Source organism: Streptomyces sp. RLB3-17 (genome assembly GCF_007113425.2).
Classification (GTDB): Bacteria; Actinomycetota; Actinomycetes; order Streptomycetales; family Streptomycetaceae; genus Streptomyces; species Streptomyces mirabilis_D.
On the sequence record NZ_CP041610.2, the window covers coordinates 11,222,633 to 11,245,048 of the forward strand.

General features: G+C 69.2%; 15 protein-coding genes and 1 pseudogene. 11 read left to right on the top strand and 5 right to left on the bottom strand.

Annotated features, from left to right (window positions below; genetic code table 11):
- Nucleotides 1-24 precede the first annotated feature (24 nt).
- Both FNV62_RS50620 and FNV62_RS50625 read left to right on the top strand, forming a co-directional pair.
- The gene (locus tag FNV62_RS50620; RefSeq protein WP_143604664.1) at nt 25-1,872 is read left to right on the top strand and encodes an HSP90 family protein; all 1,848 of its coding nucleotides are present in this window, start codon (nt 25-27) and stop codon (nt 1,870-1,872) included.
- A 2-nt stretch (nt 1,873-1,874) separates the two neighbouring features.
- Complete coding sequence (locus FNV62_RS50625) at nt 1,875-4,805, top strand: hypothetical protein (protein ID WP_144316260.1); 2,931 nt, start codon at nt 1,875-1,877, stop codon at nt 4,803-4,805.
- Between the two features lie 463 nt (nt 4,806-5,268).
- Here the strand turns inward: FNV62_RS50625 and FNV62_RS50630 are convergent, their stop codons facing one another.
- The gene (locus tag FNV62_RS50630; protein WP_144316261.1) at nt 5,269-7,476 is read right to left on the bottom strand and encodes an MMPL family transporter; all 2,208 of its coding nucleotides are present in this window, start codon (nt 7,474-7,476) and stop codon (nt 5,269-5,271) included.
- A gap of 289 nt (nt 7,477-7,765) precedes the next feature.
- Between FNV62_RS50630 and FNV62_RS50635 the strand changes: the two genes are divergently transcribed.
- Complete coding sequence (locus FNV62_RS50635; RefSeq protein ID WP_225900939.1) at nt 7,766-7,879, top strand: NAD(P)-binding protein; 114 nt, start codon at nt 7,766-7,768, stop codon at nt 7,877-7,879.
- A 182-nt stretch (nt 7,880-8,061) separates the two neighbouring features.
- Here FNV62_RS50635 and FNV62_RS50640 read toward each other — a convergent pair whose 3' ends face one another.
- Nucleotides 8,062-8,685 (bottom strand): TetR/AcrR family transcriptional regulator, encoded by a 624-nt coding sequence (locus FNV62_RS50640; protein WP_143610723.1) that lies wholly within the window; start codon nt 8,683-8,685, stop codon nt 8,062-8,064.
- A gap of 191 nt (nt 8,686-8,876) precedes the next feature.
- On the opposite strand from FNV62_RS50640, the gene FNV62_RS50645 reads away from it, so the two are divergent.
- The 3 genes from FNV62_RS50645 to FNV62_RS50655 are packed head-to-tail and all read left to right on the top strand — an operon-like array spanning nt 8,877 to nt 12,507.
- Nucleotides 8,877-10,223, top strand: a complete 1,347-nt coding sequence (locus FNV62_RS50645) for a flavin-containing monooxygenase (RefSeq protein WP_186003185.1) — start codon at nt 8,877-8,879, stop codon at nt 10,221-10,223.
- The gene (locus tag FNV62_RS50650; protein ID WP_082417668.1) at nt 10,220-11,098 is read left to right on the top strand and encodes an SDR family NAD(P)-dependent oxidoreductase; all 879 of its coding nucleotides are present in this window, start codon (nt 10,220-10,222) and stop codon (nt 11,096-11,098) included. Before FNV62_RS50645 ends, FNV62_RS50650 begins: the two co-directional genes overlap by 4 nt.
- Nucleotides 11,095-12,507 carry an aldehyde dehydrogenase family protein gene (locus tag FNV62_RS50655; protein WP_143630128.1) on the top strand — a complete coding sequence of 471 codons (1,413 nt, stop codon included), beginning with the start codon at nt 11,095-11,097 and terminating at the stop codon, nt 12,505-12,507. The genes FNV62_RS50650 and FNV62_RS50655 overlap by 4 nt, the downstream gene beginning before the upstream one ends.
- Nucleotides 12,508-12,515: 8 nt before the next feature.
- On the opposite strand, the gene FNV62_RS50660 is transcribed toward FNV62_RS50655, so the two are convergent.
- The gene (locus FNV62_RS50660) at nt 12,516-13,589 is read right to left on the bottom strand and encodes an AraC family transcriptional regulator (RefSeq protein ID WP_143630130.1); all 1,074 of its coding nucleotides are present in this window, start codon (nt 13,587-13,589) and stop codon (nt 12,516-12,518) included.
- Nucleotides 13,590-13,783: 194 nt separating this feature from the next.
- Between FNV62_RS50660 and FNV62_RS50665 the strand changes: the two genes are divergently transcribed.
- Nucleotides 13,784-15,004 (top strand): MFS transporter, encoded by a 1,221-nt coding sequence (locus FNV62_RS50665; RefSeq protein ID WP_143630132.1) that lies wholly within the window; start codon nt 13,784-13,786, stop codon nt 15,002-15,004.
- 942 nt (nt 15,005-15,946) lie between these two features.
- Here the strand turns inward: FNV62_RS50665 and FNV62_RS50670 are convergent.
- On the bottom strand, nt 15,947-16,951 hold the full coding sequence (locus FNV62_RS50670; RefSeq protein WP_225900940.1) for a tyrosine-type recombinase/integrase: 1,005 nt from the start codon (nt 16,949-16,951) through the stop codon (nt 15,947-15,949).
- Nucleotides 16,952-17,005: 54 nt separating this feature from the next.
- Nucleotides 17,006-18,277, bottom strand: a complete 1,272-nt coding sequence (locus tag FNV62_RS50675) for an MAB_1171c family putative transporter (protein WP_144316262.1) — start codon at nt 18,275-18,277, stop codon at nt 17,006-17,008.
- Between the two features lie 61 nt (nt 18,278-18,338).
- On the opposite strand from FNV62_RS50675, the gene FNV62_RS58270 reads away from it, so the two are divergent.
- The 4 genes and pseudogenes from FNV62_RS58270 (at nt 18,339) to FNV62_RS50695 (ending at nt 21,231) form a co-directional block, all read left to right on the top strand.
- Nucleotides 18,339-18,662 carry a hypothetical protein gene (locus FNV62_RS58270; RefSeq protein ID WP_399223766.1) on the top strand — a complete coding sequence of 108 codons (324 nt, stop codon included), beginning with the start codon at nt 18,339-18,341 and terminating at the stop codon, nt 18,660-18,662.
- Nucleotides 18,663-18,898: 236 nt separating this feature from the next.
- A complete protein-coding gene (locus FNV62_RS50685) occupies nt 18,899-19,108 on the top strand; it encodes a hypothetical protein (RefSeq protein WP_143630138.1) in 210 nt (69 codons plus the stop codon).
- A gap of 202 nt (nt 19,109-19,310) precedes the next feature.
- Nucleotides 19,311-19,865, top strand: coding sequence for a hypothetical protein (locus FNV62_RS50690; RefSeq protein WP_143630141.1), 555 nt, complete (start codon nt 19,311-19,313; stop codon nt 19,863-19,865).
- Nucleotides 19,866-19,997: 132 nt separating this feature from the next.
- Nucleotides 19,998-21,231 (top strand): annotated as a pseudogene (locus FNV62_RS50695) (IS701 family transposase).
- The last annotated feature ends 1,185 nt before the right edge of the window (nt 21,232-22,416 follow it).

Here is a 22,416-nt window from a genome sequence, read left to right on the forward strand (position 1 = left end):
GCTCACCTCACACCGGACTGCCCGATGACACTGCCCGACATCCCTTTGAGCCCGGCCGGCGCCGACCGCACCTTCCAGGTGGATCTGCGCGGCCTCGTCGACCTCCTCTCCCATCACCTCTACTCCAGCCCCCGCGTCTACCTGCGTGAACTGATGCAGAACGCGGTGGACGCGCTGACCGCCCGGCGCCGTCTCGAACCTGCCGCACCCGCCGACGCGTTCGGCATCCGCCTGTACGCCGACGGATCCGTCGTACGTGTCGAGGACGACGGCGTCGGTCTCACCGAGGGCGACGTGCACACCTTCCTCGCCACGATCGGCCGCAGCAGCAAGCGTGCGGAGAAGATCGCCGAGCAACGCGCCGACTTCATCGGACAGTTCGGCATCGGCCTGCTCTCCTGCTTCCTGGTCGCGGACGAGATCCACGTCCTGAGCCGGTCCGCCGCGACGCCCGAAGCGCCCGCCGTGGAGTGGCGAGGGCGCGGAGACGGCAGCTACACCGTCCGCACCCTGCCCGCCTCCGCCCGCCCCCGGCCCGGTACGACCGTCACGCTGACGCCGCGCGCCGACGCGGGCGAGTGGACCCGCCCGGCCCAAGTGCACACGCTGGCACGACACTTCGGGTCCCTGCTGCGCCACCCGGTCACCTTCGATGACGGCACAGGCGGCCCGGGCGCGCCCGTCAACCCCGAGCCCGCGCCTTGGGCACGCACGTACCCCACGCCGGGAGCCCGCTCCCGCGCGCTGGCCGCGTACGGCGCGGAGGTCTTCGGGTTCACGCCGCTGGACACCATCGAGCTGGACCTGCCGGCCGTGGGCCTGAAGGGCATCGCCTGTGTGCTGCCCGAGGCGGTGCCGGCCGGGCGCCGTCACGGCCACCGCGTGCACGTCAAGGGCATGCTGCTGTCCGAACAGGCCGAGGAGATCCTGCCTGAGTGGGCCTTCTTCGTCCGCTGCGTCGTCGACGCCGAGAGCCTGCGCCCGACGGCGTCCCGCGAGTCCCTGTACGAGGACGACACGCTCGCCGCCGTCCGCGACGCCCTCGCCGAGCGGCTGCGCGCGTGGATCGCCCGCGCCGCCGCCAGCGACCCCGACCTGCTCGCGCGTTTCCTCCAGGCCCACCACCTGGCCGTGAAGTCGCTCGCGGTGCACGACGACGAGATCCTGCGGATGCTGCTGCCCTGGCTGCCGTTCGAGACCACCGACGGGCACAGCACCCTCGACGAGTTCGCGCGCACCCACCGCACCGTGCTCGTGACGTCCAGCGTGGAGGAGTTCCGGCAGGTCGCGGCCATCGCCTCGGCCGCCGGTCTCGGCGTCGTCAACGGCGGTTACACCTACGACCGTGAACTGGTACACCGGCTGCCCGAGATCAGGCCCGAGGTCAGCGTCGCCGACCTCGACCCGGCGACCCTCACCGCCCACCTCGACCCCGTCGACCGGGAGACGGAACTGGCCGCCGCGGCCTACCTCGCCCTGGCCCGGGACGCCCTCGCCGTCTTCGACTGCGACGTAGCGCTGCGCACCTTCCAGCCCGCCTCCGCACCCGCCCTCCTGATGGACAGCCGCGAGGCCCGACACGAACGCACCCGCTCCCAGCTCGCCCGAGAACAGGAAGGTGGCGTGTGGGGCGACATCCTCGGTGCCCTGCGCCAAGAGGCACCGCGCGCCCAGCTGATCCTCAACCAGCTCAACCCGCTGGTCCGCACCGCCGTCGCCATCGACGAGCCCGAGCTGGCCCGCACCAGCGCCGAAGCCCTCTACGGGCAGGCCGCGATGCTCTCCCGGCGCCCGCTGAGGCCCGCCGAGTCGAGCCTCATCAACCGCTCCTTCCTCGACCTTCTCGCCCACGCCCTCCGCAAGGACAGCTGACGATGCCGACCGCACCCCATCCCCAGAACACAGACGAGCTGTTCCAGGCGCTGCAGGAGAACGACCGGCGCCCCTACGGCCGCACCCGCACCGTTACCGCCGAGGAACTCGTCGACGCCGCTGAGCAGTTCGCGGAGCCCGTCCCACTCGTCCACGCGCTCCTCGAACTCCAGGAGGCCTACACCTACGGCTCCGAACCCCGGAAGTCGCCCGTCGTCTTCGCACGCTTGCTCACCCTCTTCGACGAGCAGCCCGACGTCTTCGACGAGCGCCTGCGCCACATGTTGTTCTGGCGGTTCAAGTGGGTGGCCAACGCTCTGCGCCAGCTGCCCGAGATACCTGTGACCAGCCTGCGCCAGTGGCTGACGGAGATGCGCGACCGCTACGAGAAGGCCGACCTCGGGCTCCAGCCCTACTACGGACAGGCGTACCAGCTCGCCGCCCACGTCGGCGAGGACACCACCCTCGCCTACGAGCTGTGGGCGGGCCGCACCCGCACCAGGCTCAGCGACTGCGAGGCCTGCGAGATCTGCGAGCGCGCTCTGTACTACGTCACGGCGGGCGACGACGAGCGGGCGTTGCGCACCTGGGAGTCCGTCCTGGCTGGAAAGGAGTCCTGCCAGGAGGAGCCGGCCCGCTCCGTCTCGTACGCGCTGTTGCCCCTGCTGCGTACCGGCAGCACCGACCGGGCCCGCGAACTGCACCTCGTCGGCTACCGCAGCTGCCGCCGCAACCCCTCGATGTCCCAAGAGGTCGGCCGGCACCTGGAGTTCTGCGCGCTGACCGGCAACGAGGCACGCGGCCTGGAACTGCTCGCCGAGAACCGGAACCTGTTCGACGAGGTCGACTCGCCGCTGGACCTGCTCGGCTTCCTCACCGGCGTGGAGGTCCTCCTCCAGCGCGTCGAGCTCCTCGGCCACGGCGAACTGCCCACCGCCGGGTACGCGGGCCGCACCTGGACGGTGGCCGGCCTGCGTGCCGAGGTGCGCGGCCGCGCCGACGACCTCGCCGCCCGCTTCGACGCCCGCAACGGAACCACGGCCCACACCGACCGCCGCTGGCGCCGCCTCGACCGTGCCCCGCTCCTGGAGACGCTGGAACTGACCCTGCGCACCCGCGGCCTCGACGAAGTGGCCCCCGTGGTCGAGCCCACCGCCCGCACGACCTCCGCCCTGCCCGACTCCTTGTCCGAACTGATCCTTCAAGCAAGGGCTTTGGACGAGCAGGGGCACCCGGACGCACATGCCTCCTGGGCGCGGCTGCGCGCGCTCGTGGCCGCCCGGGACTACGCCCACCCCGACGATCCGGCCGTGGGGCCGCTCGTACAGCTGCGCGCGGACCTGCTGGCCGAAGAGGCGAACCGGGCGGGGGAGAAGGACGAGTTCGCCGACGCCGCGGCCCTCCACGAGGAGGCCGCGGCCCTGTACGACGACGCCGGAGAGTCGGGTCACGCGGCGCTCTCCCGAGCCTGCGCCCTGCTCGCCACCGCCGGGATTCCAGCGGAGGGCGCCGACGCAGCCGAGGCGAAGGCCGCCGCGCTGACCGCCGCCCATGCGTCCATGGTCCGACTGCACGAGGAGACGCCAGGCCTCGCCCCGTTCCAGGAGGCCCGACTGCTGCGGCTGAGGGCCACCGCGTTCGGTCTGCGCCTGCAGACCTCGAGGAACGACGAGCACGTCGCTCCGGTCCTCGCCGAGACGGACGTCCTGCACGCCTTCGCCACCCGGCACGGCCTCGTCGGGCAGCTCTCCGGCGCCCTACTGCTGCGGGCCAGCACCTACGCCATTTCCGGCGACCTGCCCGCCGCGGTCACCGAGATCGACGCCCTCCTCGACCGGCTGAAGGTGCAGGGCCCCGCCTGGCACCTGCCCCGCACACTCGGACTGCGCGGCCGGCTCCATCTCGGCCTCCGGGACGCGCAGGCCGCGCACGCGGACCTCACCGAGGCCTTGCGACTGGCCGCCGACTGGCCGGCCGACACGATCGACACCTCCCGCCTCCACGGTGATCTTGCCGAAGCCTGCATGCACCTGGGCCGCCGCGACGAGGCACTGCGGCACCTGACGCGCTCCGCGGACGTGGAACTTCGCCGCGGCAGCCGGACGGAAGCGTTCTGCACCTACAGCAACGCCGCCCAGCTCGGCCTCGACCTGGGCCGTGTCGAGGACTGCATCGCCCTGCTCGACTCGCTGTTGGCCGAACCCGATGTCACCGCCGGAGAGGTGGACGACCGGCTCGTCGCTCAGCTGCGCCTCATCCGCGCCCGCGCGCTGCACGCGGGGGATGACCTCAAGGCCGCCACGGCGGAGTTCGTCACCGTCGCGGCCGAGTCGGCCGGCTGGGACGACGACCCGGGGAGCCACGCCATGATCGCCGCGGAGACCGCCGTACTCCTCGGCGAGTCCGGCGAGTTCGGTCGGGCCCGCGAAGCCGCCGACCAGGCACTCGCCGCCCACGCCCGGGCACCGCGCTACGAGCACCTCAGCAACTGCCTGCGCGAACTCGCCCGCCTTCAGGCCCAGCAGCAGGGCCCCGACGGTCTGGCCGACGCTCTCAACTTCCTCACCGACGCCGGCCGGGTCGCCGACGAGGCGCGAGCCGCCGAATACGAGGCCCACGGCCGCTCCTTGGACACCGCCCTGGCCTACGAACACGGGCGGGTCAACGCCTACGCCGGCGAGTACGAGGACGCCCTGGCCGCCCTGGAGAAGGCCCTCGCCCTGCTCGGCGAGCCGGGACGGGAGGACGAACGCGCCGGCGAGTGGGCCGAGTGCGTCCGCCTCGCGGGCGCCGTGGAGGGCCTTTATCTGGAACGCCCCGCCCCCGCCCTCACCCGCCTCGACGCGGCGATCTCCCTCCTGACCGCCCTGGCCCACACCGAGGAGGCCGAGCCGCTGACCTCCTTGGCGGCCCGGCTGCGCGACGAGGAGTGACGCGCCGGCATGGTCGGCAAGGCCCAGTGGGTGGTGTGACGAGGGCATACTTGGTCCTGGTGCAGCCCGCCGCATGTCGGTGGCAGGGGGAGCGTTGAGGAAGCGAATCTCGTCGTAGAGGAGAGCGGCGGACTCATAATCCGTCGGCCGTGGGTTCGAGTCCCACCCGCCCCACCTGTGCAGGTCTCTGACTTGCTGGAACGTTCCTTGTGAGGTGTTGGGGCGTCAACTTTCGCTCAGCGGAAAGAATCCGCTGCTCTCGAGTTTGACGCCAGGTTCGTCTGCGTGTAGCTCAGGGCGTTTCGTGTGGCGGCCGTCGGGGCTTGTAGATCTGCGAGGAGTCAGTCTGGCGCGGGTCCTAAGAAGCCAAGGAAACGGCCGATTCGGTCGGCTGTGGCGCCGCTCGGCTGCGTGGGCTCGCGACGGGGCCGGCGCCGGCAGCCCACCCGATGGACTCAACGGCTCAGGCGACGGGATGGGGTTCCTTCTGGTCCGTCGCCGGAGCCTTCTGGAGGCTGGTCCCTTCGACGTCGAGGTCGGGCAGGATCCTGTCCAGCCAGGCCGGCAGCCACGAGGCGCCCCGCCCGGCCAGGGCGAGCACCGCGGGTACGAGCGTCATGCGGACGGCGAAGGCGTCGATGGCCACGCCGACGGCCAGGGCGAACGCGATGGGTTTGATCAGGGAGTCGTCCAGGGGGAAGAACCCGGCGAAGACGGTCAACATGATCAGTGCTGCCGCGGTGACGACTCGCACGTTGTGTCGCGCGCCGTCGACGACCGACTGGCGGGCCCGGCCGGTGCGGGCCCATTCCTCGCGCATCCCCGACACGAGGAACACCTCGTAGTCCATGGCCAGTCCGAAGAGTACGCCGATCAGGATGATCGGCAGGAAGCTGACGACGGGGCCGCTGTGAGGCACACCGAGTACGTCGGCCAGCCAACCCCACTGGAAGACGGCGACGACCAGCCCGAGCGAGGCGCCCACCGAGAGCAGGAAGCCGACGGCGGCTTTGACGGGGATGACCAGCGAGCGGAACACGATCATCAACAGGATCAGGCTGAGGCCGACGACGATGGCGGCGAAGGGGAGGAGGGAGTCGCTGAGCCGGTTGGAGACGTCGATGTTGACCGCGGTGGTGCCGGTGACCGCGACGGTGGCTCCGGTGGTCTCACGGATGTCGGCACCCGTCTCGCGGATGTCGCGGACGAGTTGGCCGGTGCGGACGCTGTCCGGGCCGGACGTGGGGAGGACGGTGATGACGTTCTGCGCCGGGTCGCTGGTGGGCCGGGGCGGCAGGACGGCCTGGACGTCCTTGAGGGTCCGCAGCTTCTGGGCCACTTCGGCGCCGGCCTGTGAACTCGCCGCACTCGTACCGTTCTTGGTCTCGGTCAGGACGAGGAGCGGGCCGTTGAAGCCGGCACCGAACTTGTCGCTGATCGTGTCGTAGGCCCTGCGTTCGGTGGAGGCGTGCGGGGCGGAGCCGTTGTCGGGCAGGGCCAGACGCAGGTCCGTGGCGGGCAGAGTGAGGGTCACCAGAATGCCCGCCACGGCGAGCACCGTCAGCAGCGGCTTGGCGATGACCCACTTCGTCCAGCGGGCGCCCAAGGCGGTGTGACCGGTGCCCCCCTCGGTGTCGGCGGCCCGCTTCGCAGCGCGGCTGCCGTGCTTGGGGGTGAGCCGGGAGCCGGCGAATCCCGCGATGGCGGGGACGAGGGTGATCGCGGCCAGTACGGCGATGAGTACGGCCCCGGCAGCCCCGAGCCCCATCGTGGTCAGGAACGGGATACCGATGACGCTCAGCGCGGCGAGCGCGATGATCACGGTGGTGCCGGCGAAGACCACGGCGCTTCCGGCCGTGCCGGTGGCCAGCGCCATGGACTCCTTCGGCTCCGTTCCGCGGGCCAGTTGCTGCCGGTGGCGCGAGAGGATGAACAGGACGTAGTCGATGCCGACGGCCAGACCCAGCATGAGGGCGAGCGTGACGGCCGTCGAGGAGATGCTGACTGCGGGCGCGAGAGCGAGCAGCCCGGTCAGACCGACTGCCACACCGATCAGCGCGGGCAGCAGTGCCATGCCGGCGGCCAGCAGCGAACCGAACGTGACGACGAGGACGAGCAGGGCCACGGCGATGCCGATGATCTCCGACGGGCCGACGTGGACGCCTTTGCTGCTGTAGACGGAACCGCCGACCGAGGTCTTCAGCCCGTCCTGCTCGGCCGCTTTCGCCGCGTTCTCGATCACGTCGACGGACGAGGTGCGGACCTGCGCGTTCTGCTCCGGGTACTGGACCTGGAGGATCGCCGTGGTCCGGTCGGCCGAGACGGCACCGGAGGCGCTGGGGTCGACGACCTCACCGACCTGGGGAGCCTTCTTGGCCTCCGCCACGGTGCGAGCGATGACCGCGGAGTACGGGGCCTCGGTGACCCGGTGGCCCCTGGGGGCGGTGAAGACGATCTGGGCGCTCGCGCCCGAGGCTTCCGGGAGGGTCTTGCTCAGGCTGTCCAGCGCACGCTGTGACTCAGTGCCGGGCACCGAGAAGCGGTCGTCGAGCTTGCCGCTGAAGATGCTGACGCATGCGATGAGTGCGGCCAGGACGAAGAGCCATATGCCCAGGACCAGCTTTCGGCGGTGGTAGGCGCTGCGGCCCAGCCGGTGGAGCAGGACGGCCATTCGAACTCCCTAGGACGGTGGGGATCCCGCACGACCCGAGCGCAGGACTTGGGCGGGGGAAAACGGAAGGGGCGCAGGCCGGACTCCGGCCACGTGACGGGCCGATGCCGACGGCAGCCTCGATCGATGACCAGACTTTATCACTTGCTCAAGTCGGGTGACCGAGTCGATCGACAGTAGCCTCGAGCGCTCTCGCCGCAAGTCCGCTGCGAGACAGTGGGTGACCAGGGCCGGTACGCACGGTGTGTAAGCCGCGAACGGGTGCTGGGGTGGAGCGGGCGGGGTGGTCGTGATCGGCGCCGGGTCGGCCGGGCTCTCCACGGCGCGAAAGCTCGTCGCGGGAGTCAGGTCCGTGACCGTCCTGAAGAGCCTCGACCGGGTGGGCGGGCCTGCTCGACTATGACCTCGGCGACGGTCAAGCGACCGGGACCGGCGGGTAGTTCTACGTGGGCCGCCGTAACGTCACGCGGTTCGCCGCGCCCCGGCGATGCTGTCGATGATCAACAACTTCTTGACGTCTGCGTACGGCGGGGGCAGGTGTCCTGGTAGTGGAGTAGTACGGCAGCTGGGCGTGCGCCCCCGTTGTCAGTTCGCCGGTACGGACACCAGCTCCAGTCGACCGCCGGCCATGGCCACCACGGCGGACACGAAGGCTTGGAGGCAGGTGTGCTCGGCCTCTTCGTCGGGGAGTGCGAGATGTTGCATCGTGAGCCCGTCGAATCCGGCGAGGAAGAAACGCGCAATCGTTTCCGCCGGCTGGGCGAGAGGCTGCCCGGTGCGCTCGGCTGCCTCGCTCACCAGTCGCGCCGTCACCTCGGTCACCCTTCGGTAGTGACTCTCAAGGGCCTCGTTCAGGGCGGGCGTGCGGAGCGCGAAGTGGGACAGTTCCGTGAGGAGCTGATGGCTGGCGGGCTGCTCACGCACCGTGTGCCACAGAGCGGCGGCCAGGGCGCCGACCGTCTGCTCGAATCCGGCATCGGTCGGCGCGGCTCGCTCGACCTGTGCGATCAGATCCTGCGTGAGCTGCTCCATCACGGCGCGGTACAGCCCTTCCTTTGTGCCGAAGATGTAGTGCACCGTGGCCTGGGCCACCCCCAGCTCGGCGGCGATGGCGCGAGTGCTTCCGGCCGTGACTCCTTCCCTCGCCATGAAGGCGATGGCCGCTTTGATCAGCTGAGGGCGGCGCTCGGCCGCGGGAACGTGAGCCACGACCGCATTATATCGACTTAGTCCTATGAATAAGTCGCTCGAACAAGTCGGACGTCGATACGGATGTCGTGGCGGCGTGGCCGCTGAGGTCCGGTCCCTGGCCGTGCGGGTCAGTTCACGATGAACGGCGGGTGAATACGTTTTCCTCCAAGACCCGCCCCGTGAAGCGGGATGAACGAGGAGGCAGGCCCGTGAAGGAAAGCCAGTTGGAGACGTGTGTGATCGGGGCGGGACCTGCCGGGCTGGCGGTCGCCAGGGCTCTGGCGGAGCGGAATCTGCCGTACACGCACCTTGAGCGGAACACAGGCCCCGGCGGTATCTGGGACATCGACAATCCCGGCAGCCCGATGTACGAATCGGCCCACTTCATCTCCAGCAGGACCCTGTCGGGGTTCGGCGGTTTCCCGATGCCCGACCACTTCGCGGACTACCCGCCGCACCGGCAGATCCTGTCGTATCTGACGTCCTTCGCCGACGCGTACGGGCTGACGGAGCGCATCGAGTTCGGCGTCGAGGCAGAAAGTGTCGAGAAGAACGCGGACGGCACCTGGACGGTCACCCGGTCCGACGGCCGGGAAAGCGTGCACGGGCAGGTCGTGGTGTGTACGGGCTCGCAGTGGCACCCCAACATCCCCGAACTGCCAGGGGAGTTCAGCGGAGAGATCCGGCACACCGCCGGCTATCGCAGCGCGGAGGAGCTGCGGGGCAAGCGGGTCCTGGTCGTGGGGGCGGGGAACTCCGGGTGCGACATCGCGTGCGATGCGGCCCGGGCCGCGGACCACGCGGTGATCAGCATGCGGCGTGGTTACTGGTTCATCCCCAAGCACCTGTTCGGCCGACCCGTGGACACGATCGCCGCCGGCGGCCCGAAGCTGCCGATGTGGCTGGAGCAGCGGGTCTTCGGTGCCCTCCTGCGGATCATCAACGGTGATCCGACTCGCCTCGGCCTGCAGAAGCCGGACCACAAGCTGTTCGAGACCCACCCGGCCATCAACTCGATGCTGATTCACCATCTCCAGCACGGCGACATCACCGCCAGGCCCGGGATCGCCCGCACGGCTGGCAGAACCGTGCACTTCACCGACGGCACGAGCGACGACTTCGATCTCATCCTGCTGGCTACGGGCTACGTCCACAAAGTGCCGGTCGCACAGAAGTACTTCGGCGACGAGCAGCACCCGGACCTGTACCTGTCGTCGTTCTCCCGCGAGCACCAGGGCCTGTTCGGCATCGGCTTCGTCGAGACCAACTCCGGCGCGTACCAGCTCTTCGACACCCAGGCACAGCTGATCGCCGGGTACCTCCACGACGCCCGGCACCGGCTGCCGAACGCGGAGCGGTTCGCCCGCATGATCCGCGCCGACCGTCCGGACCTGTCCGGCGGCATCAAGTTCGTCGACTCGCCCCGCCACACCGGCTATGTCGACAGCGGGGCTTTTGTGAAGTACCTGGGCAAAGTCGCGGGCGGGATGGGCTGGCGCACCGAGGGCCAGCCGCCGCCGGTACGGTCCCTGCGGCGCGCGGAGGCGGCGGCGTGAGCGGGTTCGACTTCTCCGACAAGGTCATGCTGGTGACCGGCGGTGCGGGCGGCATCGGCAGTGCCCTGTGCCGCCGCTTCGCCGAAGGCGGTGCCCGCTGCGTGGTCGTCGACATCGACGAGATCCGTGCCGGGAAGGTCGCCGCGGAGCTTCCGGGCGCCGGGCACAGGGGCGTTGGCTGCGACCTGATGGACCGCGTCCAGGTGGAGCGGCTGTTCGAGCTGGTCGCCGACTCCTACGGCCGCCTCGACGTGCTCGTCAACAACGTGGGCATGACCAGCGCGGAACGTTTCGACCTGCGCAGCGTCGAAAGCATCGAGCGGGAGATCACCCTCAACCTGACCTCCCCGCTGGTCGCGACCAGGATCGCGATTCCCTTGCTGAAGGCCTCCCGGGATGCCCGGGTGGTCACCACCGTCTCCCTCGGCGGGATCTTCCCGCTGGGCGAGACCCCGATCTACACGGCTTCGAAGTTCGGGCTGCGCGGCGCGATGCTCGCGATCGGCCTCGACCTGCGGAGTAAGGGGATTCTGGCCGGGTCGGTGCTTCCGTCGGCTACCGACACCCGGATGCTGCGTCAGGAGGCCGTGGATGGCGGCAATTCCATGCAGTTCCAGGACCGGCCCCAGCAGCCCGCCGACGTTGTCGCGGCCGTGGTGAGCCTGCTCGACAAGCCCCGCCTGGAGGCGTACCCGCGGCCCGGCGAGTCCCGCCTCGTGCGGCTCGCGATGCTCGTACCGAACCTGCTTCCCAGGATCCTCCCGCTGTTCCGCAGGCGCGGAGACCGCGGCATGGCCCGCTATCTCGAGGAACTCAGGCAACGCGGACTGGCCCGCCGGACCGACGGACGCTGGGAGTTGGTGGAGAAAGCATGACCACGTACGAGACGCTGCAAGTCGTCAACCCCGCCACCGGGGAGCCGATCACCACTCTGCCCGCCGCGAGCGCCGACGACGTCGTCAAGGCCGCCGAGCGGGCCCGGCAGGTCTTCGACGCCGGGGTGTGGTCGCGGCTGCGTGTCCGGGAACGCGCTGCGGTATTGCTGCGGATGGCCGACCTGATGGAACGCGACGCCGAGATCCTGGCCCGGCTGGACAGCGAGGACGCGGGCAAGCCGATCACCGAGTGCCGTACGGGCGACGTACCGGGCGCGATCGAGTCGATCCGCTGGTTCGCCGAGGCGGCCGACAAGGTCTTCGGCCGGGTCGCGCCGAGCGGGCCCGACGGCCTGGGGCTCATGAGCCGCGAGCCGGTCGGGGTGGTGGCGGCGGTCCTGCCGTGGAACTACCCGCTGGCCATGACCGCGTGGAAGGTCGGGCCCGCCTTGGCCGCCGGCAACTGCCTGTTGGTCAAGCCCGCCGAGGCGACTCCGCGCTCGGCCCTGCACCTGGCCAGGCTCGCCGCCGAGGCCGGTCTGCCGGACGGGGTACTCACCGTGCTGCCCGGGTACGGTTTCGAAGCCGGGGCGGCCCTCGCCCGTGACCCCCTCGTGGGGGCGCTCTCCTTCACCGGGTCTACCGCGACCGGCCGCCGCATCCTCAAGGACGCGGCCGACAGCAACTTCAAGCGCGTCTCACTGGAGATGGGCGGCAAGAGTCCCCAGGTGCTGATGGCCGACGCGCTCGCCTACGGGGACGAGCTCATCGGCGACATGGTCGAGGCCGCGTTCCTGACGATGGGGCAGAACTGCACCGCCGGCTCTCGCGTGCTGGTCCACGAGAGCATCGCCGGTGAGGTCCTGGACCGGTTCATGGCGGCGGCGCGGCGACTCGTGATCGGCGATCCGGCCGACCCGCGCACGCAGCTGGGGCCGCTCGTCAACCGCGCTGCCTTCGACCGGGTCGTGGCAGCCGTGGAGGCCGCCCGGGTCGGCGGCGCCCAGATCCACACCGGGGGACTGCCCCACGGTCTGCCTTCGCGCGGCGCCTACTACCCGCCCACGGTGATCACCCGCGTCCCCGCCGGCAGCGACGTCCTCACCAAGGAGTTGTTCGGCCCGGTCGTCACCGTCCAGACCTTCACCACGGAGGACCAGGCGGTACGTATGGCCAACGCCACCGAGTACGGGCTCGCCGCGTCCGTATGGACCCGCGACCTCGACAGCGCATGCCGGCTGGCACGCGGCATCGAGGCCGGTGTGATCTCCGTGAACGCCTACAGCGAGGGCGACATCACCACCCCCTTCGGCGGCTGGAAGCAGTCCGGATTCGGTGGCGTGGAGAAGTCCACCAACGCCTTCGAACAGTGGACCCGGGAGAAGACGGTCTGGATTCGCACCCGCTGACCGCGGCCTCAGAAGCGGTCTGCACGCATCCGCTCGCGCAGGTGGACGGGGGAGGTGCCGTGCCAGCGGCGTACCGCGCGGCGCAGCGCGCGTTCGTCGGAGAATCCCGCCCGGCGGGCGATGTCGCGCAGCGTCAGTTCCGGGCGGAGCAGCAGCTGTTCGACGCGTTCCCGGCGTACTCCCTCGACGAGAGCCTCGTACGTCGTGTCGCAGTCGGCCAGCCGGCGGCGGAGCGTCCGCTCGCTCGTCGCGTGTCGCCGTGCCTGCTCGGCGAACGAGGGGATCGCCGGGAGGCTCTGGGCGACGGAGATCTCCAGAACCTCCAGCAGATCCTGCTGGTCGCGGCGTGAGGCCAGCTGCGCGTCGAGCAGCTCCAGAGTCGACGCGTAGGTCACCGGATCCCGGCCGGGCATCCGGGCACGGGCCCAGGCCGGGTCGATGACCATGCGGTTGGCCGGGGCGCCGAAGCGGACCGGGCAGCCGAACACGGCACCGTACGGCTCGCTTCGGCGCGGTGGAGGAAAGGCGAATTCCACCACTCTGGGCGCGAAGGCCGAGCCGACGGCCAGCCGGGACAGGGTGACCACGGAGGCGAGTCCCTCCTCGATCAGGAAGACGGCGACCGCCGGGTCCGTGGCCGGATCGGGGAGCTCGGCGTGCAGCACGAAGGCTCCGTCCTCCTCGCCGATGCCGGCCGACCACACCACCATCGCCCCGGACAGGTTCTGGTATTTCACTCCCGTCTCGATAGCGTGCCGCAGAGTGTCGTCGGCCATCAGGGCGAAGCCGAGCAGGCCCCAGGCGGTCAGGTGCTGTGCCGCTCCGACCTTCAGCCCCAGGTGCTCGTCCCCGGTGAGCTCCAGCGCACGACGTATCACCGCGCTGCCCTGCCGGTACGACACCCTCAGTGCGGCGGAGCGCATGACCGTCTCGTCCAGCCCGACCTGCTCAAGCAGGGGTCGCAGATCGTTGCCGCGCTCGTCGGCGACCGTGACGAGATAGCTGAGGATGTTCGGTTGGATCGTCGCCGATGTGCTGCGGCTGGTCCCCGGAGTGTTCGCGGGGTCGGGGGCAAGGGACATCGCACTCACCTTCTCCTGGGCGACCACTGTAAGCGGCCGGGCAGCACCGGTCGCGTCGCTGGCCTCCGAAGTCCCCTGTACGGCCCCTGGCGTCCTGCGCTCGCGTTCCGCCCCTGGCTACGGTTTCCGCAATCTGCCCGCATCGACTCGCCGGCCGTCCCCACGCACACAGGAAACGAAGGCGCGACAGCATCATGTCCTTTAATGCATCATCCCGGGCTGGGTACGGGCGCCCGGTCTCAAAGGTCGGCGCCCGAAGGGTCGCCACCATCGCGTTCGCCGCGCAGGGCGCCTCCGTCGCAGCCGTGTACACGACCGTTCCCGCCGTCACCGAGCGCCTGGGACTGGCTCCGCTCCTGACGACCGCGTTGATGGTCGCGGTGGCCCTGACGGCAGGGGGCGGCAGCTTCCTGGGGCTGGCCGCGATCCGCCGAGCCGGTCCCGTCGCCACGACGCGCGGGGCCATGCTCGCGGCGGCTGCCGCGCTGGTGCTGATCGGCTGGGCTCCTGGCCAGGCCGCCGTCATCTGCGCGTATGCCCTCTTCGGACTCGCTGTCGGTGCCCTCGACGTCGGCGTCAACACTCGGGCGGCTGAGATCGAACGCGCCTACGGCCGCAGTGTTTTCGGCTCCTTCTACACGGCATGGAGCGTGGGCGGTGTGCTCGCGGCACTGCTCACCGCCGGGGCGGCCCGGTTGGAGTGGCCCGTGGCCGGCGACCTGACACTGCAAGCAGGCATCGTCCTGCTGCTCGTCTCCTGTATGCACACTCACGCCCTCCCCGCCCCTGTGCCGCCCTCGGACGCCGTCGCGCAGCCGTCGCTCGGGCGCCGTCTGTGGGTCCGGCTCATTCCGTTCGGCCTGGTTCTCCTGGTCGTCTACGTGGTTGAATCCACCGTTTCGGCCTGGTCGGCTGTCTATCTCCGGCAGACTCTCACCGCCTCCCTCGCGGTCGCGCCGCTGGCGTACGCGGCCTACCAGGCCGGCACGGTCATCGGCCGAGCCGCTGCCGATCGGCTCGTACAGAAGCTCGGCGCGGTCGCCGTCGTCCGCACCGCGGCCCTGCTGGCCGCGGGCGCCCTGGCAGCTCTGGCAGCTGCGCCGAGCTGGCCGTTCGCCGTTCTCGCGGCCGGGGCGGTGGGCCTGGGGGCGTCCGTCCTGGCCCCGCTGTGTCTGGCTTCCGCCGCTCGGCTGAGTCCCACGGCCTCGGAGGCGGTCCTGGCACGCCTGAACCTCTTCAACTACGTCGGCGTCGTCACCGGCGGTGCCCTGAGCGGACTGCTCGGCTCCACCGGCCACTTCCGTCTCGCCTACGCGCTACCGGCCACCCTGGTGGTTCTTGTCCCAGCCGCCGCCCGCCATTTCACCCGGCCTTCGAACTCGGCCCGAATGGAGAGCCTCCCCCAAACGCTATGAGAGGCAGATGCGGGCGATGCCCGACGGTGAAGGGGGTCATGCAGAGGTGTTCGGCGATCTCGTCGTTGGTCGGTCCGGTGCCAACCAGGGCCATGACCACGTGCTCACCTGGGGTGAGGGTGGGCAGGTGCCCGAACGGCAGCACTCGGCTGGATCGAAGTACGATGCCGCCGCAGATCTCACCGGGGCGGGCCAGGACCGATGCCAAGGCTGGCCACAGTCCGGGTGCCACGCCGACGCCCCAGATATGCGGCGTTCGCGTTGGGTGGCCGGCGTGGGCGGAGTCTCTGTGCGTTGGAAGGACACTCCGCTGCTGGTGATTGTCGGGACAGGCGCCGCGTGGAGCAGTAGCCTGCGCCCTTGCACCGGAGAGATCCGTTGTTGCTGATGGGGGGCGTTGCTCAGAGGTCAATCCTGGGTCCGAGGTGGCCCGCAAGTGGCCGGAAGGGCCGGGAAAGATCAGGAAGCGATCGGCCTGGCCAGTGCAGTAAGGCGGCGCTGACCTGTGGAAACGGGAATCGTGAGGCAGGATCGGGAAGATCGCGGACAATCCTCGAAGGACTCATAATCCGTCGGCCGTGGGTTCGAGTCCCACCCGCCCCACTCCGCGCTACGCGGGCAGAACCGTTTCTACCTGCGGAACCTGAGGAACGGAGGCCGCCCCGCCGAGGCGGCGGCACCCGTTCACTCGTCCAGATCAAGATCAAGTGGCCCTACAGGGGCCCGAACGGTCGAACAGCCGCCCAGAGGGGCCCGTTGGCGGTCATGCGGCCTTCCGGGGACGTTGTTAACAACGTCGGTCGGCACGGCTCCGCGAGCCCCCGGAGCGAGGGCTGGGCGAGGCGGGCGCACCCCATTGAGAGACATCCGGTCTCTCTGGCCTGGTGATGAAGAAGCGGAGCAGAGCGAAGTGCGGTCGCTGGTCTTCCGGGTACTGGTCGTTCAGGTCCTCGACCCGAAGTATCTCCAAAGCCTGACTGGCGCAGTGGTCCCGGATCCATTTGAGAGCGGCGTCGGCCGCGTGCTCTTGGCCCCTGCCGACGGTGTGAATCTCTCCGAGGAGGGGGCTCTTGGCCCCGTCTGCGCTCCGACCACCCACGTGCTTCCGGTGTAGCGGGCGCCGTGGGCGAAGAGGACGGCGACCTTGCTCCGGAACGCATTGGGGGAGATCTCCCGCTTCTGGTGCACGTCGTACGCCACCTCGCGGGGTACGACGGACAGCGTGGACTCGGCTTCGGTTCGTATCATTTCGGGCAGCACGCTGGTGTAGGTGTCCGAGGTGATCTGCCGGGAGGAGCGACCCAGACGCTCTTGGACGACCTTGATATCCGCTTTGCCTAGCAGCGCCAGCGTTGCGGAGATGTGCCGGAGGTCGTGGAGGCGGACAGGTGGCAGGCCGGACAGTTCCACCAGGCGCTTGAAACGTCGTGAGACCCAGTCGGGGTGCAGCGGCTCACCGTTCTCGTGCGTCCACACCCGGTCCGACTCGACTCGGGCTTCCACCCCGGCCCACTCGTTGAGTTCCTTCGTTTCCTGGTCTTGCCATCGGCTCAGGACTTCGCCGTGGTCCAGGCTCAGCCAGTTGGTGCGCACGCTTTCGGCCTTGGGCGCCTCGCCGTACTGGCGGTAGGCGACTTCGACTATCTGCGCCGAGGTATGCAGCCAGAGGGCGTCGAGACTGACTTCGGGCCAGGGCAAGGCGCACATCTCGCCGAAGACGAATGTGTGCCACAGGGAGTACAACCGGTCGCCCTTGACGGAGTCGAGGAACTGGCCGGTCTGCTCGGGGGTCCACACCATGACAGGGCCCGGCCTCTCGCCCGTCTTCTTCCAGTGGGCGACGCGTTCGGGGGTCCAGACAAGGGGCTTGGGTCGCGTGACGGCCGGCAGTTCAACGAGCTGTGCCCAGTTCTTGGCGAACGCCTCCTCCGTCTTGATGCCCCCCATCGCCGCCACGAGCGGTATGGTGCGCTGCTGGTGCTGTTTGATGTGGCGGTCGGTTCAGTGACCCCGCCTGTCCTTGCTGTCTGCGGGGGAATACTCGGTGGGGAGCAACGGCGTGTGGCGCTGGCCCTGGGCGTTGCGTGCGGCTTCCAGCTGGGCTGCTTCGGCAAAGGCGTCCGCCTCGGCGGCACTTAGTCCCGCATTCCGTCCGGCCGCGCGTGCAGCTTTCTCGATCTCTGGCTGGCGGTATTCCTGAAGAGCCAGCGCCGCGTCGTCGATCTCGATGACACAGCGGTACCGCTGGAGTCGCGTATTGCCCTTAGGTACTTCGTGTAGCACGACGTCGGGGCGGGAACGAGTGAGCGCCAGCCACAGAGGTCTGAGGAGCTCAAGGTCCCGCTGTTCCTGGAGTCTCGGGATGGGGCTGGCCATGGAACTGGCCAGCTGAGTCGGGACAGTGGTGCCGACCACGCTCAGGAACAGTGAGGTGTACAGCAGGAAGTCGTTGATCATCTCGGTACGTGGTCCGGAGAGGGGCAGACGCAGCCACGGGAGATATCCGAGCGCAACGAAAGTCGGCTTATTGAGAATGTATCCGTAGCCGATGGCTGTGCCGGTCCCGATAATGCCGAGGCCGAGACGCTGGCGGCCCGGGGATGCCGCGCGGACTTGTTCACAGCAGAGGCGTGTGGCCAGGACCGCTGCCGTGCCCATGTAGCCGAGCCAGAACACCCAGTACAGGAATACCGAGGTCTGATCTGTGTTCGTCAGCTCGAAGCCTCTGCCACTGGGGCCGCGGGGAATGAAGGGCGATACCGCGATCATGATCGGTCCGGTGAGGCCTCCAAGCCCGTAGCGGATACGGCGCGAGTGCGGATCGGTGCCGCGATCGGCCATGTTGGCCACGAAGTCGAGGACGCTGCCGGCGGCGACGATACCGGTCAGATGCTTGAAGAGGAGGTGCTCGGCGGTGAGACCGAACCGGTTGAGAAGTGTGTCGATGTGCGGCTCGCCCAGGGCGGCTACAACGCTCAGAGCGGCGAGGGCCACGGTCAGCGGCCGTTGTTGCGGGCTCTTCCCTGGCCGTGTCACACGCCAAGCCGCCCTTTGTGGCAAGGCTGGATGCTCGAAGTCGAAGGCTTCCGCGTCGACCGCCAGCACATGCCCGACCTCAACCGGATCGTGATTGCCGTCGCCCCTGCCACCAAGAGCCACGAGAACGCTGACCTGACCGCCTGCACCGTCGCGGGACGCGGCATCCCGCCCGCCACGACGTACGGGGACAATCGGCCCCGCGGCTACGTCCTGCACGCCGAGCAGAAGCGCCACACACCGACCGCAGCGATGCGCCGCTGCGCTCTACCACCCGTACGAAGCCGACTGCGCGGTCATCGAGGCAAACAACGGAGGCGACTACCTGCCAGCTCTACTGGAACAGGTAGACCCGACTGTGCCGTGGCGCGTCTTACACGCCACCAGGGGAAAGCGCGCCCGCGCTGCCCCGGTTGCGCAGCTGTACGAGCAGACGCGCATCAACCACGTTGGCCGTGCCCGTGTGTTTGCGGAGCTGGAGGAGCAGATGACCACGTTCGTCGGCATGGGCGAAGCCGAGGACTCCCCGGACCTGCTTGACTCCCTGGTCTGGGCGCTCTTCCTGGAGCACCAAACTCACGTTGGTCAAGGCGATGATCAAAGACTGTCCGGGCGACGCTGACCAGAGCGAGTCTGACGGGTCGCGTCATGCAGACCGTCCCCACCGCCAGAGCTGCCATCGCTCCGCCGTCCGTCCCGCCTTCCCAGTCGGCCGCGAAGGCCTTGGGCGGGCCGGGTCAGCGGCCCCACTCCCGACAGCCATGTCACCCGAATGGCGCAACATGATGTGCCACCCGTATGGGTGAAGATCAAGATGGCTAGTGCCGCAATCGAGGCAATCCATGAAAGGGGAACCAAATGCCCATTCAACGAATCCTCGCCGCCGTCATCGCCACGGCAGCCCTCGCCGGACTCGGCCTCACAGGCGCCGCCACCGCCGCCACCGCACAGGGCGCCCCGTCCTACGTCACCCCCTCTCAGTGCAGGGAGGGCGGCGGAGAGCCCCGGATCGACTTGCCGGGCAACCCCTGCGTGGGCGGTACATACGACGGCCAGGCGGTCGACTAAACCCCACAAGGCGCCCCGCAGCCACTCGCCGCGGGGCGCTCCCGCGCGAGCGTAGCCGGGAGAGTGGCAGGGACTGTGCCGACCCGTCGGACACGCCCCAGTACTGCAGCCGTAGATCGTGATCTTGTGGGTGGGGCTGGGATCAGGCGACCGGATCGATATCGGATCGCGTGAGGCGGTCACCCGCTGGCACGCTGCCCCCATGGATCACGCAGAAGTACTGCTCATCGGAGGACGAGCTGGTGTCGGCAAGACGACGGTGGGGTGGGAGGTTTCGGCGCTGCTGCGCTCCGAGGCGGTCGCTCACGCGATCATCGATGGTGACTTCATGGGGCAGGTGCATCCGGCTCCAGAGGGGGACCCGCACCGCGCGGAGATCACCGAGAGCAATCTGACTGCGGTGTGGGCGAACTTCGTCCAGCGCGGCTACCGACGCCTGATCTATACGAACACCGTGAGTGTGTTGCCGGAGGCGGCGGGCATGTTCGAGCGTGCCATGGGGGCCGGAGTGGGGATCATACGAGTCCTGCTCACCGCCTCCGATGCCACCGCCCGCGAGCGGCTGGTGGGACGTGAACTTGGCTCAGAGCTAGAGCAGGAGCTGGAAGGAAGTGTCCGCAAGGCGCGGCTCCTGGACCAGCGGGCCCCCGCGGAGACCGTGCGAGTGGCGACGGACGGACGGCTTGTCGTTGACATCGCGCGGGAGGTAGTGGCTGCCACCGGTTGGGCCGGCCCTCACTTCGCCCGCAGATCATAATCGTGTTGATGGACTGGTCCGGGAACCGGCACGGCCACCGGTGATCATCAGTGTGTGAAGACAGAAGATCAGTCAGTGGCTGCAGGTCACAGACTAGATCCTGCCCGTTGGCAGGACATGTTCGAGTCCCTGATGGGCCGCATCGCGCCGCGGTTCGCGCGGGTGGAACCGCGGCGCCGGGCAAGGGAGTTCGTCCTTGGCCTGTAGTCGGACCTGCCGCGCAAGAACTGCTGGATGCTCGCCGAGCATGCCGGGAACGCGATCCCGGATGGCTTGCGGCATCTGCTGTCCACCTGGGCCAGGAGGGATGCCGATGCGGTCCGCGACGACCTCTGCGGCTTCGTCATCGAACATCTGCAGGACGACGAGGCGGTGTTGGTCGTCGATGAGACCGGCGATCTCAAGAAGGGCACCACCACAGTCGGGGTCTAGCGTCAATACACCGGCACCGCCGGACGCATCGAGAACAGCCAGGTCGCCGTCCACCTCGCCTACTCCACCTCGCGCGGTCACGCGGCGATCGACCGGGAATTGTATGTTCCGCGCTCCTGGACCCGGGACGCGGCCCGCTGCCAGGCCGCCGGGATACCCGAGAGAGTGCGCTTCGCCACGAAACCCGCACTCGCCGCCCGTATGATCGGCCGCGCCCTGGATGCCGACGTCCTCGTGTCCTGGGTGGCCGGCGACGAGGTCTATGGGAGCAACCCGCACCTGCGGGCCGCGCTGGAGCACCGGCAGCTCGGCTACGTCCTCGCCTGCGACCACCAGATCACCACCCGCGCGGCCAAAATCCGCGCCGACACCCTGGTCAAGAGGCTCCCGAAACGGGCCTGGCAGAAGCTTCCGCCGGCGCCGGAGCCAAGGGGCATCGCTCCTACGACTGGGCCCTGGCCGACATCGCCGACGAGGGGTCCGGCCACCGGCATCTGCTCGTCAGCCGCACCGCAGCACGGGCAAACTCGCCTTCTACCGCTGCTACTCGGCAACCCGAGTGCCGCTGTCCACCCTCGTGAAGGTGGCCGGACGCAGATGGACCGTCGAAGAGACCTTCCAGTCTGGCAAGGGTCTGGCCGCACTGGACGAGCACCAGGTCAGACGCTGGACGTCCTGGCACCGCTGGGTCACCCTCGCCATGCTCGCCCACGCCTTCCTGGCCACGGCCACCGCCCACGAACGCACTCACGCACCCGCCGCCGATGACCTGATCCCACTGACCTGCAACGAGATCCAGCACCTGTTCACCACACTCGCCACCCAGCCCACCCACACAGCTGCACACCGGCTCCGCTGGTCCGACTGGCGACGCCGCCATCAGGCCCGGTCCCGTACCTGCCACTACCAGCGCCAGGCCGTCTACCAGCCATAAAGATCACGATCTACGGCTGGAGTACTGGCCGGTAGCGGGCTCATCGCCTGCCGACTGGGCGTCCAAGTCGGCGCGGACTACCCGATCCCACTGCATCGCTCCTCGCACTGCGGGCTGACCCCGCGCCCCCGCCAATAGGATCTAAGGGCAGGCGCACGCGGAGCAGACGAATACTGATCATCACCGGTCGACAGCTCCGCCTTGGATCCGCGCGGCCCTCGACCCTGGATGGTTGTACATGACTTCTGTCTCCCCTCATCTCGATCCTGCCCAGCCCGCACAGGACACGGCAGGCTCGCGACCTGTGCCGCAGCACAACGATCTCTTTCTCCAGCCGCGCTACACCGTCGACTTGCCGCCGCTGGACGAGGAGGAAGACACCTTCTCCCCGCCCCCACCCCGGCCCGCACAAAAGCGGCGTGGAGCCACCCGAGGTCGTTGACCGCAGACCATCTCGCCAGGTTGCGACCGGCGGTCTGCGCAGCGGGCTGGACTGCATTGGCCAGCTATCACCGAGCATGGCCATGTATCGCTGAACGTCACAAAGGTCGGCGCGTCGACTTGGGAAATGAATCGAACCCATGGCCTACGTACGGCTGTGGCGCACGCCCCCCTTCCCCCCTGACCTGATCAGGCTCAAGGCAAACTGGCAGCGCACGTACGCGGCGCTTGTCGGCCGCGTCCCGTGCACACCACTGCGCTGCGGCGCCGCCTGCAGACCTTGTCCGCGCAGTAGCTGTGGCATCCGTACTGTCTGGCCGGGCCGGACGCAGATACTTCGGGAAAGATCAGGAAACGGCTGGAGGGCTTGGGACGGAAGGAACGCTCTGATCCGGTCGGCCGTGGGCACGTCCTGGCCGAGACCGGCTACCGCGTCCACCTCGACAAACCGGAAACAAGTGGTAGCTGCCCGGCGGACAGATAAACCTGGTGATCGGTGCTCTCGGCCGTGGGGTGCGGCAGACGCGGTAGGAGTGCCGCCTGTCGGCGCGGGCGCCGGGGCGCGATGCGGTGTATCCAGGACATATGGCTTCTCGACGACTCGGCAACGGTCGCTGTTTGTCAGGGGAGCCACGTCATGTCCTGCTGGCGGTACCGATCGCGTTGATCGCGATTGTCACGGTGGTCGACATTCTCGCTCCGGCCGACGTCCACCTTGGGCCCTTCCTGGTCGCCGCACCCGCT